Annotated in this window: 14 protein-coding genes; all 14 read right to left on the reverse strand. The window is 42.7% G+C overall.

Annotation, left to right across the window (positions count from 1 at the left end):
* Positions 1-2 precede the first annotated feature (2 nt).
* The 14 genes from fabZ to spoIID all read right to left on the reverse strand — a co-directional run bounded on the left by fabZ (position 3) and on the right by spoIID (position 13337).
* Positions 3-425, reverse strand: a complete 423-nt coding sequence (fabZ, locus tag PQ474_RS09395; RefSeq protein WP_273842299.1) for a 3-hydroxyacyl-ACP dehydratase FabZ — start codon at positions 423-425, stop codon at positions 3-5.
* Positions 426-528: 103 nt separating this feature from the next.
* Complete coding sequence (locus PQ474_RS09400) at positions 529-1107, reverse strand: DNA-directed RNA polymerase subunit beta (RefSeq protein ID WP_273842301.1); 579 nt, start codon at positions 1105-1107, stop codon at positions 529-531.
* A gap of 369 nt (positions 1108-1476) precedes the next feature.
* Positions 1477-2316 (reverse strand): flagellar hook-basal body protein, encoded by an 840-nt coding sequence (locus PQ474_RS09405; protein WP_273842303.1) that lies wholly within the window; start codon positions 2314-2316, stop codon positions 1477-1479.
* 518 nt (positions 2317-2834) lie between these two features.
* Positions 2835-3656: a flagellar hook-basal body protein gene (locus tag PQ474_RS09410; RefSeq protein WP_273842306.1), complete on the reverse strand. Its 822-nt coding sequence runs from the start codon at positions 3654-3656 to the stop codon at positions 2835-2837.
* Between the two features lie 374 nt (positions 3657-4030).
* Positions 4031-5035, reverse strand: a complete 1005-nt coding sequence (mreB, locus tag PQ474_RS09415) for a rod shape-determining protein (protein ID WP_273842308.1) — start codon at positions 5033-5035, stop codon at positions 4031-4033.
* A gap of 128 nt (positions 5036-5163) precedes the next feature.
* Positions 5164-5448, reverse strand: coding sequence for a sporulation transcriptional regulator SpoIIID (gene spoIIID / locus PQ474_RS09420; RefSeq protein WP_273842310.1), 285 nt, complete (start codon positions 5446-5448; stop codon positions 5164-5166).
* Between the two features lie 97 nt (positions 5449-5545).
* The gene (locus PQ474_RS09425; protein ID WP_273842312.1) at positions 5546-6208 is read right to left on the reverse strand and encodes a 3'-5' exonuclease; all 663 of its coding nucleotides are present in this window, start codon (positions 6206-6208) and stop codon (positions 5546-5548) included.
* 63 nt (positions 6209-6271) lie between these two features.
* The gene (locus PQ474_RS09430) at positions 6272-8215 is read right to left on the reverse strand and encodes a DUF294 nucleotidyltransferase-like domain-containing protein (protein WP_273842313.1); all 1944 of its coding nucleotides are present in this window, start codon (positions 8213-8215) and stop codon (positions 6272-6274) included.
* On the reverse strand, positions 8196-9857 hold the full coding sequence (locus tag PQ474_RS09435; RefSeq protein WP_273842316.1) for a sodium:solute symporter family protein: 1662 nt from the start codon (positions 9855-9857) through the stop codon (positions 8196-8198). Before PQ474_RS09435 ends, PQ474_RS09430 begins: the two co-directional genes overlap by 20 nt.
* 28 nt (positions 9858-9885) lie before the next feature.
* Positions 9886-10188, reverse strand: a complete 303-nt coding sequence (locus tag PQ474_RS09440) for a DUF4212 domain-containing protein (RefSeq protein ID WP_273842317.1) — start codon at positions 10186-10188, stop codon at positions 9886-9888.
* Positions 10189-10399: 211 nt separating this feature from the next.
* A complete protein-coding gene (locus PQ474_RS09445) occupies positions 10400-10684 on the reverse strand; it encodes a hypothetical protein (RefSeq protein ID WP_273842320.1) in 285 nt (94 codons plus the stop codon).
* A 4-nt stretch (positions 10685-10688) separates the two neighbouring features.
* Positions 10689-10865, reverse strand: coding sequence for a hypothetical protein (locus PQ474_RS09450; RefSeq protein ID WP_273842322.1), 177 nt, complete (start codon positions 10863-10865; stop codon positions 10689-10691).
* Between the two features lie 220 nt (positions 10866-11085).
* Complete coding sequence (locus PQ474_RS09455) at positions 11086-11979, reverse strand: stage II sporulation protein SpoIIQ (protein WP_273842324.1); 894 nt, start codon at positions 11977-11979, stop codon at positions 11086-11088.
* Between the two features lie 332 nt (positions 11980-12311).
* On the reverse strand, positions 12312-13337 hold the full coding sequence (gene spoIID, locus PQ474_RS09460) for a stage II sporulation protein D (protein ID WP_273842326.1): 1026 nt from the start codon (positions 13335-13337) through the stop codon (positions 12312-12314).
* Positions 13338-13680 lie beyond the last annotated feature (343 nt).

A 13680-nucleotide genomic window follows, 5' to 3' on the forward strand; every position in this document is an offset into this window, starting at 1 on the left:
GATTAATTGATAGCAAAAGTAATATCTGTTTCACACGCAATCTCACCGTTTACTGTAGCAACCGCATGACCTTTTCCAATTGGACCTTTCACTCGAGTAATTTCAACTTCTAGTCGAAGCTGATCCCCAGGCTTGACCTGTTTTTTAAAGCGACAATTATCAATCCCCGCAAAAAACGCCAGTTTCCCACGATTCTCTTCTGGTTTCAAGATCGCCACAGCTCCAACTTGAGCAAGTGCTTCAACAATTAAAACACCTGGCATAACAGGGTATTCTGGAAAATGGCCATTAAAAAATTCTTCATTTGCTGTCACATTTTTAATGCCCACAGCTCGCTTTTTATCCTCTACTTCTTCAATTCGATCGATTAGTAAAAAGGGATAGCGATGTGGTATGATTTCTTTAATTTCTTCAATAGTTAGCATGCCGTTCATCCTTTCAGATCACATTATTTTTTTCATTATATCACAATTTAAACCTTGATTTTAAAGAGGCTATGACATTTTAACCTAAAAAAAATCGAGACAATTAATTGCCTCGAATTATATCAACAATGTGATACCAGGTTTCTGGCCTAATCGCCTCACCAGGCTCTCCTCCACCAATCACACCATATCCAAACATCATACCTAGAATTAAGCTGCCACCAATCAGCAAAAGGGAAATCAAAATTCGAAGCCAAATTGGAATTAAACGCAAACGTGGTTTTTTCTCACGCCGTTTTTCTCTCCTTTGCTCTCTCGTCTCCTCCTCTGATTCCTCAGAGACAGAGACTCCATCTTCCTCCATAATCTGCTCTGGCTGTTTTGCACCACTAGTCGATTCACCCAATTCTGCTTCCGCCTCAACGTGCACGTCATCGGCATCTTGATCAAGTTGGTCAAGTTCTTTTGCAGCAGCCATCGCCTCTTCATCAGACTGGGCTTCCTCGTCAAACTCCAGTTCCTCTTCTTCGAGTACGTCTTTTTCCTTAAAAGACATTTCCTCGTCACTCGAGATCGTTGCTTCGTTTTTCTCAGAGTTATCCTCTGTCGAAGGAAGATTGGTTTCTTCAGTCAGTTCTTTATCTGTATGTTGTTTTTCTTCGTTAGATTGTTTGTTGGTCATCGTACTCTCCTCAAATCGGTAAACCTTATTTGATTTTAGTTGAAAAGACTTTTATTGTAAGTATTCGAAAAGGTATTACTTATGTTGTTGTCGGCCGTGAGTGGCAATGGCTTCACTCAGCTAGCGCGCCTTTCTGAGAAACCCGCTCAGAAAGGCTTAAAACATTGGCAGCCTGTTTTATCTCAAATGATAACAGAGCCTATTTTGGCGCCTTGGCGTTTATCTTGCTTTAAAGGCCTGAGTGGCAATGCTTCACACGCTGCGCGCCTTTCTGAGAAACCCGCTCAGAAAGGCTTAAAACATTGGCAGCGGCTTCGCTCATTGCTTCGTTTCATTAAAAAGGTGAAAACCAACCTTTTTAATAAAACTCTACCTCCTTAATCCGTTTACCAATCCTGACATTTCGTCTGACATTGAGATGGCTCTTGAGTTAAATTGGTAGAGGCGTTGTGTCATGATTAGTTCGTTCATTTCTCGTCCTAAGTCGACATTGGATCCTTCAAGTGCACCTTGTGCAATTCGGTTGCCTACTGCTACGTTTTCAAAGACGTCTGCTGCGGCGATTCCAAGGGCAGCAAAGTCTGGTAATCGGTAGAGATTGTCACCAATTGCATCAAGTAATTGGGGCTTAAGTACTCTTGTTAAACCAAACTCGCCAACATTTTGCTGCGTTCCGTCTGTTTGCGTTACGAGCAACTGACCGGCTCCAGAGAGACTAATAGATTGGAAATGTAATGGAAGGTTAATCCGGTTTCCAGCGTTATTTAGAACAAAATCACCATTGCTTGTCACAATCGTTAATTGCTGCGGGTTATCCGGATCTTCCGTTAAATAGAACGCACCATCACGCGTTAAACGCTCTGCTGGGTTACCGTTTTCCAACGTTTGAATTCGGAAAAAATGATTTTTCTCGGTAATGGCAAAATCCAACTCACGATCTGTTGTCATCAAAGGACCTTGCTCTAACCGAAGTGCGGTTTGGGCTATTTTCGCACCTGCACCCACACGTAAGCCGTTAGGTGTTAAACGGCCTCCTTCGTATTGTGATTTAGATTGATTATTCACTTGCTGAAAGAGTAAGTCCGAGAACGTTGCTTCCCGTCGCTTAAAACCAGTTGTATTGGTATTCGCGATATTATGAGATATGGTGTCTAGCTTCCGTTGGAGCTGACCCATTGCCACTGATGCAGCAATCATCGATGTATTCATTGTCATCCCTCATTTATACTGTTGTTGGGCAATGGTTGGGTGTCGAATGCAGTGATTTATGGTTTGTTGGTTATTGGTTTTAGACTAGTAAACTTAAACTGAGTGGCAATGGCTTCGCTCAGCTAGCGCGCCTTTTCGAGAAGTTCGCTCGAAAAGGCTTAAAACATTGGCAGCCTGTTGTGTTCTCGATTTTCAACAGAGCCTTATTAAGTGCCTTGGCGCTTATCTTGCTATTAAAGCCACGAATGGCAATGGCTTCGCACGCTGCGCGCCTTCCTGAGAAGTTCGCTCAGAAAGGCTTAAAACATTGGCAGCTATTTATTATTCGGTTTTTAACAGAGATTTATTAGGTGCCTTGGCGCTAATCTTGCTATAAAGGGCCACGAGTGGCAATGGCTACGCACGCTGCGCGCCTTTTCGAGAAGTTCGCTCGAAAAGGCTTAAAACATTGGCAGCGGCTTCGCTCATTGCTTCGAGAAAGTTAAAAAAGGTAAAACCATCCTTTTTTAACTTTCTCTCTAGCCAATACGCCCAATCTCATTAACGGCTTTTTCCATGCTTTGGTCGTAGGCTTGTAGGATTCTTTGGTTGGTTTCGAAGGCTCTGTAGGCATTCATCATTTCGGTCATCGTTTGTGAGGCATCTACGTTTGAGCGTTCGAGGAAGCCTTGTTGCAGTTGATAGCTGATGGCTTCGTTGCCTACGGCTATTGGAAGGTTTCCTTCTCCCTCAAAACGTAAGAGACCGTTACCTTCTTTTACTAGTAGCATCGGGTCTTCTGCATAGACGACATTAAGCTGCGCTACTTGAGCTCCTGCGTCGTTTGTAATAAAGCCCGCTTCATTTACTCGGAATTCCTCATTCCCGACTTGAATTCGGTCACCATTTGTTCCAAGCACATAGTGCCCTTCACTTGTGGTTAAGAAGCCGGCTCCATCAATGGTGAAGTTTCCGTTGCGCGAAAAGCGTAAATCCCCATTTTGGTTTTCAACGGTATAAAAGAGTGCTCCAGGACGTCCTGACTCCGTTTGCGGCATCACCCCTTGTAAAAGAGCGATGTCCGTATTGTTGCTCGTTTCCATTAGATCCCCTTGACGGAAGTTCGGCATACGTTCTTGGAGGTACACACCTGTCGTTAACTCCCCAATTGTTGGAGCTTGTCCATTTGGCATGCTAGTTGTACCCATTGCTTTGATCAACATATTAGGAAAAGCTCTTAGAGACGCTTGATCAGCTTTAAAACCCGGGGTATTTGCGTTAGCTAAATTGTTCGTTAACATTTCTTGGCGTTGCTGCTGTGCGATCATTCCCGCTGCAGCCCCGTACATTCCACGAAGCATGGACGTTCCTCCTCGGTTTCTCTCACTACCTATGTGTATATCGACTAAAATTCAAAAATATGGAACTGGATGTTTCTGGTTTTGCTAAGGTCCATGGTGCCTGATTACAGGGAGTCAAACATATTGGTCCACTTATAAAAAGAAGGCGCTATGCTCATGCATGGGTATGCTTGCAGGCGCCTTCTATGAGTTTTTTATCGTAGTTATTTCTTTGTTTCAGCGCGACTTTTTTAGGTGCCTTGGCGCATATCTTATTTGTCTCTCGATTTTTAAGAGAGTCTATGCGGTGCCTTGGTCTTTATTGGGTTGTTAAGGTCGTGGCGATGGCTACGCTCATCGCTTCGTCAGAATATAAAAAGGGAAGTTCGCCCTTTTTATATTCTGACTTTTTTACTCGACATGCGATCTAAGTTTTCTAAAATGATGCCTGTTCCTTTTGCGACACAGTGCATGGGTTCTTCTGCGACGAGGACTGGGACTTTTAGCTCTTCAGCTAGTAGTAAGTCAATTCCGTGCAGAAGGGCGCCGCCGCCTGTTAGGATGACACCACGGTCGATAATGTCTGCAGATAGTTCGGGTGGTGTTTGTTCAAGCACTTGCTTAGAAGCTTGTACAATGTAAGAAACAGACTCTGTTAGAGCTGTTTCTATTTCTTTTGAGTGTACCGTAATTGTACGTGGAAGTCCACTTACCATATCACGTCCACGGATGTCAATTTCTTCCTGACGCGCACCTGGAAATACTGTTGCGACTTGTACTTTGATGTTTTCAGCAGTACGCTCACCAATCAGGAGCTTATACCTTTTCTTGATGTAAGAAAGAATGTCTGCATCGAAGCGGTCACCGGCAACTTTCATAGAAGAGGCAGTAACGATATCACCCATCGAAAGAACAGCAACGTCTGTTGTTCCACCGCCTATGTCTACGACCATGTTACCGCTTGGTTGAAAAATATCCATGCCAGCCCCGATTGCAGCCACTTTCGGTTCCTCTTCCAAGTACACATTCTTCCCGCCACTTTTCTCTGCTGCTTCACGAATCGCTTTTTGTTCAACCGATGTGATATTGGTTGGACAACAAATTAGAATTCTAGGCTTTGAGAAAAGGCTTTTGACGTTAATCTTGCCTAGGAAATGTTTGAGCATTGCTTCAGTCATTTCGAAGTTTGCAATGACACCGTCTTTCATTGGGCGTAGGGCAACAATATTTCCTGGTGTACGTCCGACCATGCGGAACGCTTCTTCCCCTACTGCAAGTACTCGTTTCGTTGTTGTATCTATAGCAACAACAGACGGTTCATTTAAGACGATTCCACTACCTTTGACATATATAAGGACATTTGCTGTTCCTAAATCAATACCAATATCTCGACCAAACATGATTCTTTTTCCTCCCTGTTATACCGAACATAATCGTATCTTTATTACGATTTACCTAATTGTTGATTTTATCACAGAATGTTCTCACAGGGGGTATTTTTTTCGAAAAAAGTTACATGATTTGACAATTAATTTCTCGTTTTAACAATTGGCTCTGCATCATCTGTCGTTTTTCTGTATTTCACTTTCGTTGCCTCCCCACCACGCAGGTGCCGGATGGACTTGTGGTATTCCAAAATTTCTTTTACTTCATTAGCAAGCTCTGGATTAATTTCTGGCAATCTTTCTGTGAGGTCTTTGTGTACGGTACTTTTCGAGACTCCAAACTCTTTGGCTATCGTTCTCACCGTCTTTTTTGTCTCGACAACATACCTACCAATCTTGATGGTTCGCTCTTTGATGTAATCGTGCACACGACTCGCCTCCCTAATTCTGTGTTGGGTGATTGGTACAGTTTATTAGGGCGAGCACCGAGATATACCATAATATTATCAGGACATGCTTGACTTTTCAGAATAGTGTGTGACGTTTTGTGATACGACTGATCTCCATGAGGTCAAAAAGCGTCGTTTTGCCGCGCTCTTCTAGATGATATAAAAGCTCACAGAAAAGATGTGCTGTTGTTAGCGCATCCCCTAGCGCTTGGTGTCTGTCGTAAATTCTAGAGCCAAATTGACTTGCGTAAATCTCCAAATCTAACATATGTTGAGCTGGACTTAAATATCCGATCAAATCGAGTGTATCTAGACAAATAGGAAAATCGATTCGGTACTGATGACGCTGAATTTCTTTTTTTATAGCAAGCAAATCAAAGCTTGCATAATGCCCAAGCCAAATATCCCCTTGCCCCTCCTCCACATATTGAAAAAAATCTTGAATCGCTTCGAGCGAATGAGGAGCCTGTTCGACAGTTACATTCGAAATGCCGGTTAATTCCGTAATTTCAGGAGGGATGTCCCTTTTCGGATTGACATATGTTTGAAAGGTTTTTTCTTGAACTTTGCCATTTTTAACCTGACAGGCACCTATTTCAATGATGCGGTCTTGTGAACCAACAGCAAAGCCCGTTGTTTCCGTATCAAATACCGTAAACGTAAGATTAGTGGCAGGTGTGTTTAACGGTATATCTTTATTCGTTTGAGCCGTAGGGACGAACGACTTTCTCCAAAACATGTTATTCCCTCCCTTTTTCCAATCTACTAAGAGGCCATAAAGGGGCTTTAAACCCCTTTGTCGCTACGATAATCCAAATGATGATATCACTTCACCTTGTAAGCTTCGAATCGTTTTGAGAGCCATCATGAGCTCTTCTTTGTCTTTTAATCTCAAATGTTTCATTTCAATTTGACTTGAGCTCTCTTCTCCTAAGCGATAAGCGCTCCATGCTCGTTCAACACGAATGCGCAAAATCACTTCATAGGCAAAACGAAGGTTGTCAGCGGTCTCCTCTGAGAACACATTTTTTTCAGTCAAAAGGGCGATTTGGTTGAGAGAATGCCCTTCTAGTAATTTATGTTTTGCACAAAGCAGTTGCAAACAGTGATGAAGGGGAAACAGAGCATGTTTTTTTAAATCAATTGATTCTTTTTTAACACGAAAAAGCGCCCTGATTGGATGATCAAAAGTGGGAACAGGTTGTTCCTTTTCTAACTCCGCCATCCGATATAAAAAGATTCTCGATTTCTCTAATTGGTCTTCGATCATATGAACAAATTGATCATGTAAGGCTTCGTCTCCATATACGCAGCGAAACGATAAAAAGTTATGAACGAGCAGGACATTTTCATTTGTCGCCCGGAGCGCCCACCCACGCATTCGATCATGCCAATTTTGTAGTGAACCTCGCCACTGCGCTTCGCTTGTCATCATTAAACCAGGGCATCGTTTATAGCCGGCTGCTTCTAGGTGTCTGACAATCTCCATCCCTAGTTTTTCAAAATAAGCGCCCACTTCTGCTTGTGCGTTTGGTTCTGGGGTTTCATACACAAGGAAATGGTCTTGATCGGTTAACATAAATTGCTCCATACGTCCCCCGCTGCCCATCATGTACCAGGCAAACGAAACAGGCGCATTTCCTACTGCTTGAAGTGCGAGTTCAATGGCATGGCGTACTAAGCGGTCGTATAGCTTTGTCATGACATCAAGGGTATGAACCGTTGGAATTCCATCTTGAATCAAATTCGCTAACACTTCATACATCGCTGGTTTCAGTTCATGAATGGTATCATATGTCGATTGTTCAATTGTTTGGATCAGTTCCATTGTCCCGCGATTTTTCTTTCGTAGTAAATCAGAGAGCGTCACCATCCCAATGACTCGGCCACGATCCATGACAGGTAAATGTTTAATGCCATTCATGAGAAAACTCGACATCGCCTCGTAGTAATAAGCGTCCCGCGAAATAATATAGGGGTGCGGCGTCATCACATCTTGAGCGATCGTCCCTGCCCCGAGACCTTTGGCAACGACTCTTTCTACTAGATCCTTTTCGGTAATAATGCCAATTAACTGATCATTGTCATTCAACACAACGACCGAACTCGTTTGGCGTTTCACCATAACCGCTGCCACGTCTTGAATGTCATCTTCCATATCGACGATCACTACAGGCACATTCATGACATCTTGAATTCGCCTGATAAAGGGCTCGCTCTCTCCCCATTTACTTGCTAATTGAACTTGCTCCGCAAACGATGCGTAAATGTCTTGTAGCCGAACCGTCACTTGCTGCAACACAAAGTCACGAACAGCAGGATCATCCCACATCGCTTCCATAACAGGGTAAGGAATGTGAAGGCAAGTGGCGTCCTCTATAGCTTGAACGTCAACAGAATAGCGCTCAGGCTCTTCTGTTTTCCCGCCTAAAAAGTCAGCTAAGCTTGAAAAGCCGATCATATCTCCTTTTTGCAAAACCTCCAGGACCTCCTTCTGGTGGCTTTGGCTAGAGCGTTGACCTGGCCTGTCATTAAAATGGCCAGCTGCAACAAAAACTTCTGCCATCCCTTTTAGGATAAGCAGAAGTCCTTCTCTTGGTGTCTTTGAATAAAGCACCTTTTCATTCCTGTTGTAGTGTTTGAGTACGCAAGCACCCAGGATCTCCTCAAATTTGGAGTCACTCAATCCAACGAAAATCGGATGCTTGCGAATTTGATCGTGAAACTTATTTTCCTGCTGCGTCATCCATCCATACCTCTCCATCACGATAGCTCATTTGCTCAGGATAGCGGAGGTCAACCACATCATCTTGAAGTTTTTGCGAAGGTGCTGCCGTCATTAAGGAAACTATCATCGTCACAGCTAAGTTAATTGGAACCCCAATTAAACCGGCACCTGTATCTTGAATACCAAATAGTGTAATGCCACTTCTTGCAAGAAGAATATAACCAAGTGTAACCGTTAAACCTGTTAGCATCCCGGCGATCGCCCCTTGCTTATTGGCGCGTTTCCACCATACCCCAAGTAGCAAGACAGGGAAGAAGGTACCACCAGCTAAACCAAACGCCCACGCTACAATTTGCGTAATAACCCCTGGTGGATTTAGTGCAACAGCACCTGCAACCACCGTCGCAAGAACAATCGCCCAGCGTCCAGCTGCGAGTCGTTTTTTATCACTTGCACTTGGATTCATTAAGCGATAGTAAATATCATGAGCAAAAGAAGACGAAATCGTAATCAGAAGTCCCCCCGCTGTAGAAAGAGCGGCTGCCATCGCACCAGCTGCAACTAACCCGATAACAAATACACCTAAGTTCGCAATTTCTGGCGTCGCCATGACGACAATGTCATTTGAAATGATAATTTCACTCCATTGTAAAATGCCATCACCATTAGCATCAGCAAGCTGTAGTCGCCCGGTATTGACCCACGTTTCTGTCCAAGCCGGTAATTGATCAAGTGGTTGCCCAGCTACACGAGTCATTAAGATGAAACGAGAGAAAGCTGCATAAGCAGGAGCTGATAAGTAAAGAAGTGCGATAAAGACTAACGCCCATGCTCCACTCCAACGAGCTGCTTTCATCGTTGTTACGGTATAGAAACGAACGATAACGTGAGGAAGTGCAGCCGTACCAACCATTAGCGTAAACATTAACGCAATAAACTGTGACTTATCACTGTCAGCAAATGGCGCAAAGTATTCAGATATCCCAAGTGCTCGGTCTAGCTCTCCAAGCTCACTAACGATCTTCCCGTATGTAAGCCATGGCAACGGATTACTCGTGATTTGAAGGGACATAAATACGATTGGAATGATATAAGCAATAATGAGAATCATATATTGAGCGACCTGAGTCCAAGTAATCCCCTTCATCCCACCGAGCGTCGCGTAAATCGCAATAACGACAACCCCGATCATCGTTCCGTACATCGCATCGATGTTTAAGATACGTCCGATCACGACCCCTGAACCGGATAACTGCCCAATGATGTACGTGAAACTGATAATAATCGTCGCAATCGCTGCAATTAAGCGGGCCGCATTACTGTCAAAACGGTCACCGATAAATTCTGGCACGGTGTAACGCCCATATTTTCGTAGTTGTGGTGCAAGTAAGAAAGTAAGAAATAAATAGCCTCCAGTCCAACCCATAATATAGGCCAAACCATCATATCCAAGAATCATCACCGTACCAGCCATCCCAATAAAGGATGCGGCACTCATCCAGTCTCCACCTATCGCCATCCCATTCCAAAACGGCGGAACGCCTCGACTCGCTACGTAAAAGTCCGAAGTTGCTTTTGCACGATTAAAAACCGATATACCTATATAAAGTCCAAACGTTGCCAAGATAAGCAGAACCGACACAATCGTTTGCTGATCCATATGTGTAACCCCCTATCAATCATCTATTTTAGTGGTCTAATACTTTTCCTGAGCTCACTCTCGTGTTGTGCTCTTCATCAATTCCAAACTTTTGATCAATTTTGTCACTAATGATAGCGTTCGCAAAAAGCAAGACAACAAAGGTTACAACTGCACCTTGAGCACCCATATAATAATGCGCAGGCATTCCCATGATCGTAAACCCACTCAAGGCTTCGGCAAAAGCAACAACACCAAAGGACACCATTCCACCAAGAATCAAGCAGATGACAACAAGCATCGTTCTAGCACGGAAATAAGCATCAGCCACACTCTTATCAATTTTTCTCACTTCTAACTCCTCCTTTTCATAGTCAAGCTGCAAAGCCGGTCATTCCCTTTGGCATCCCCCCTTAAAAGAGTTAACTCGTTTTTACGATGCCACAACCTTCCTTTTAGCACGTGGCATTAAACGGTTCGAGTCACGCACGCGCTTAGATTCCTTTTTGAGAATAGACTCGTGGGTCTGCTCATGGCAGCATGTTTTTCTTAAAAGGACTTTACTAACTTTGTATCACTTGATGTGGTTGAATATGATGACAAGATTGGCAACGTCTAAGAGGTTTTCGCTTTGCAGCTTTCATGTTGAGGAATCCAATGAGTGGTATACAAACAAGAAAAATACTATGAACAAAATAAGATAGGATCAAGGCCATGATCCACGGTAACACACTTAAGAAAAGAACATATCGAACATTTGGCATCTCTTCTAGTTTCCTATTTTTACACTGTGCACATACTGAATAGTCGGTCTGTTTATGGGTCACTTGTTGTTTTCTATTATTCATTTGACTACCTCAACTGAAAAATAAATTTAAGTGTTTCAAAAAAACCAAGTGGTACCATCGCAATTTGAACGATTAAATAAGCAAAAATCGATGCAAAAGGCAAAGAGAGGAGTAGTGGTTTTTTTAGACGAAAAGCAAATACAACCGAGGCAAGCGTAATCAATAAAAAGACATAAAGCACTTAAGTTCCTCCTTCCGAATGGACAATATTTGAAAGCGTTATCATAATTCTCATTAAAAAAGCAGTTCCTTGACCTGCTTAACCTTACTTTATTATATGTGTCTACAAAATGTATTATTTCAAATTTTCAGATAGATGTCAACGTTTTCTAATGGAAAAAAAGACTAACCCCCAAGTAGTTTTCGACACTACTTAAGAGTTAGCCTTTTGTGATTTGATATTAACCTAATTCATTTTGTTCTGGCTGATCTTCGTCTTCATCATTGTGATCTTCTGGTGCTACTTCTTCTTCTTCATCCGCTGCACCATCTTCTTCTTTTTCTTCATCTTCTGCAGGCTTTTCTTCCTCTTTTTCTTTTTCTTTTTCTTTTTCTTTTTCTTTATCTTGATCCTCTGCAATATCTTTTACAGAATCAATTGGTTGTTGGAAGACATCATTCGGATTGACAGCTACTCCGTCTTGACGAATTTCAAAGTGCACATGAATTCCAGCATCTGAATTGTAGCTATTACGTCCGGCACGGCCAAGAACATCGCCTTGCTGAACGGTAGCTCCCTCTTCCACTTCCACTGTTTCTAAACTATGATAGTGCGTTACAACACCATTCTCATGTGAAATTTCAACAACATAACCTAGTAAAGAATCTTTCTCCGCTTTGATTACCGTACCACTTAATGCAGCAGCAGCATCAAAGCTTTCGCCATCTACATGTGCAAAATCCATACCTTTATTCGGGAAATACGTATTATTGTAGTATACAAGAGCTTCTTGCTGTTCCTCTGGTGTTCCATTCACATCATAAAAATAACCTACGATTGTTACATCATCTTCATTCACAACTGGCATTTTTACAACTTCTGATGAAGCTGTTACTTGTACAGCATCTTCACCATATGGATAGGCATTCCCGGCTTGACTTGGGTCTGTTACTTCCACGCTGTCCTGTGGCGCTGCAGATTCCTCTTGACCTTGCATAATGAATACTGCACTTAATACCCCAGCAGCAGCCACTAAATACAAAGCAGGTAACATCCAGCGTTTACGTAATAGACTTTTTACATTCATTGATTTTTCTTCAGATTTAGAAGAGCGTTTGTTTTCTTCTTCTCTCATTTCTCATCACCTCTGCCATCATTCTGATCAGATTGATGACAATCTATACATCTTGCAAAAAAATTTTTTAAATTAGTTTTCGACAAAGGCAATTTTTTTATGCATGAGTAATGAAATTTCTTATGTAAGAGCCGTTTTTTAGTAGCTATAACGCTGTTTTCAATTGTTCTTCTAAAGCGTCACGGACTAAGGATTATTTCGCAAGTTTTCCATTTTATTCGCGACTTTCAATTGCTTTATAGTAACTTCTCTCCAACTTTTAACAAAATCACTCTCTCTACCAACAAAAGCCCCGAGGACCATTTAATTTAATGATCCTCGAGGCTATTCTGCTATTCTGCTTTTGCTGTCATTTGTGCTACATACGGGTCAAGGCCTTCAATTTCGATGCCTTGGTAGTAATGTGTAACGATGTCTTGGTAGGTCTTGCCTTCTTTAGCCATGCCGTCAGCTCCGTACTGACTCATACCGACGCCGTGACCCCATCCTCTTGTTTGGATCGTGATTTGTTGGCCTTGGCGTTGCCACTGGAAGTCAGATGAATCAAGACCTAGTTTATCCCGAACTTGACGACCGCTTAATTCGGTTCCGTTAATGACTACTTTCGCAACGCGACCACCATCTGTTCGCTCTGAAATAGTGCCAACAGATCCATCATCCGGAAGGGATACACCTAGCTTTTCTTGGAATTCCGAAACAGCCATCACCTTTTCTGCACTAAAGCGAGGCGATGATTGATCCCAAGGACTTTCCACGCTTCTTAAATAAGGAAATTCATTTTCCCAGTAGTCTTCAGAGTTCTCTGTATAGCCATTACTCGTTGAAAAGAAAGCGGCATCGATTGGTTCCCCATCATAGGTTAATACTTGGCCTTGAGTGGATAGGACCGCTTCTTGAATACGGGCCATATATAAGTCATAATCTGCGCCCCAACTTTCTTTTAACTCCGCTTCATTTCTATATACTTGGTGTGTGACGGTATCGGTAACCATGGCTCCTTCTGGTAGCTGTACATCTCTAGGGCTGAGTATATGTTTTAGCATGTATGTACGCGCCGTTAGAGCTTGGGCTTTTAAAGCTTCCATTTCAAAATTTGGATGCATTTCAGAGGCAACGACACCCATTACGTATTTTTCAAGTGGTACATTTTCAATTTGCTCCGATTGTGAACGAAAAACGGCAATAGCCACATCCTCTTCCGGATTATAAGACCAAGCTTGTTCCGGTTGTTCGAGTGCTACTGTGCGAACCGTCGTCGTTGTGCTATCGGCAGGTTCTGAAACAAAAAGGACCAGCATAGTGGGAATAATAAGTACGATCGTGCATAAAATAGTTGCTACAATTAGAAGTCGTTTCATGTCAGTCCTCCATTTGTTGATTTTTCTCTCTAAGAAAGTATATGAGGGCTCGGCTTGAAATAGACCAGCAACTACAATGGACAATTGTGTAAAATGACGAAAATAAAGCTGTTGAGATTAAACTCAACAGCTTAGGGTTAAAATTGAATGGTAACCGTTTAACATTTGCCTACTTATTTATGCGGTGGCAGTGGCTCCACACTCGTTGCGCGCCTTTTTGAGAAGACCGCTCAAAATGGCTTAAAAGATGGCAACGGCTCCGCTCACACTTCCCGTAATAGCAAAAAAGGGAAAGGGCAAACTCTTGGCCTGCTCTTTACCTTAATCTCCTGTGACGCGATAT

This window comes from Halalkalibacter alkalisediminis (genome assembly GCF_028610705.1).
In the GTDB taxonomy this organism is placed as follows: domain Bacteria; phylum Bacillota; class Bacilli; order Bacillales; family Bacillaceae_D; genus Halalkalibacter; species Halalkalibacter alkalisediminis.

What these genes read in the sequence shown, in the direction of transcription:
- PQ474_RS09425 (WP_273842312.1), bottom strand. Translation starts at nt 6,208, where the DNA reads ATGTTTTGGAGAAAGTCGTTCGTCCCTACGGCTCAAACGAATAAAGAT.
- PQ474_RS09410 (WP_273842306.1), bottom strand. Translation starts at nt 3,656, where the DNA reads ATGCTTCGTGGAATGTACGGGGCTGCAGCGGGAATGATCGCACAGCAG.
- PQ474_RS09400 (WP_273842301.1), bottom strand. Translation starts at nt 1,107, where the DNA reads ATGACCAACAAACAATCTAACGAAGAAAAACAACATACAGATAAAGAA.
- mreB (WP_273842308.1), bottom strand. Translation starts at nt 5,035, where the DNA reads ATGTTTGGTCGAGATATTGGTATTGATTTAGGAACAGCAAATGTCCTT.
- spoIID (WP_273842326.1), bottom strand. Translation starts at nt 13,337, where the DNA reads ATGAAACGACTTCTAATTGTAGCAACTATTTTATGCACGATCGTACTT.
- PQ474_RS09430 (WP_273842313.1), bottom strand. Translation starts at nt 8,215, where the DNA reads ATGACGCAGCAGGAAAATAAGTTTCACGATCAAATTCGCAAGCATCCG.
- fabZ (WP_273842299.1), bottom strand. Translation starts at nt 425, where the DNA reads ATGCTAACTATTGAAGAAATTAAAGAAATCATACCACATCGCTATCCC.
- PQ474_RS09455 (WP_273842324.1), bottom strand. Translation starts at nt 11,979, where the DNA reads ATGAGAGAAGAAGAAAACAAACGCTCTTCTAAATCTGAAGAAAAATCA.
- PQ474_RS09445 (WP_273842320.1), bottom strand. Translation starts at nt 10,684, where the DNA reads ATGAATAATAGAAAACAACAAGTGACCCATAAACAGACCGACTATTCA.
- PQ474_RS09435 (WP_273842316.1), bottom strand. Translation starts at nt 9,857, where the DNA reads ATGGATCAGCAAACGATTGTGTCGGTTCTGCTTATCTTGGCAACGTTT.
- PQ474_RS09405 (WP_273842303.1), bottom strand. Translation starts at nt 2,316, where the DNA reads ATGAATACATCGATGATTGCTGCATCAGTGGCAATGGGTCAGCTCCAA.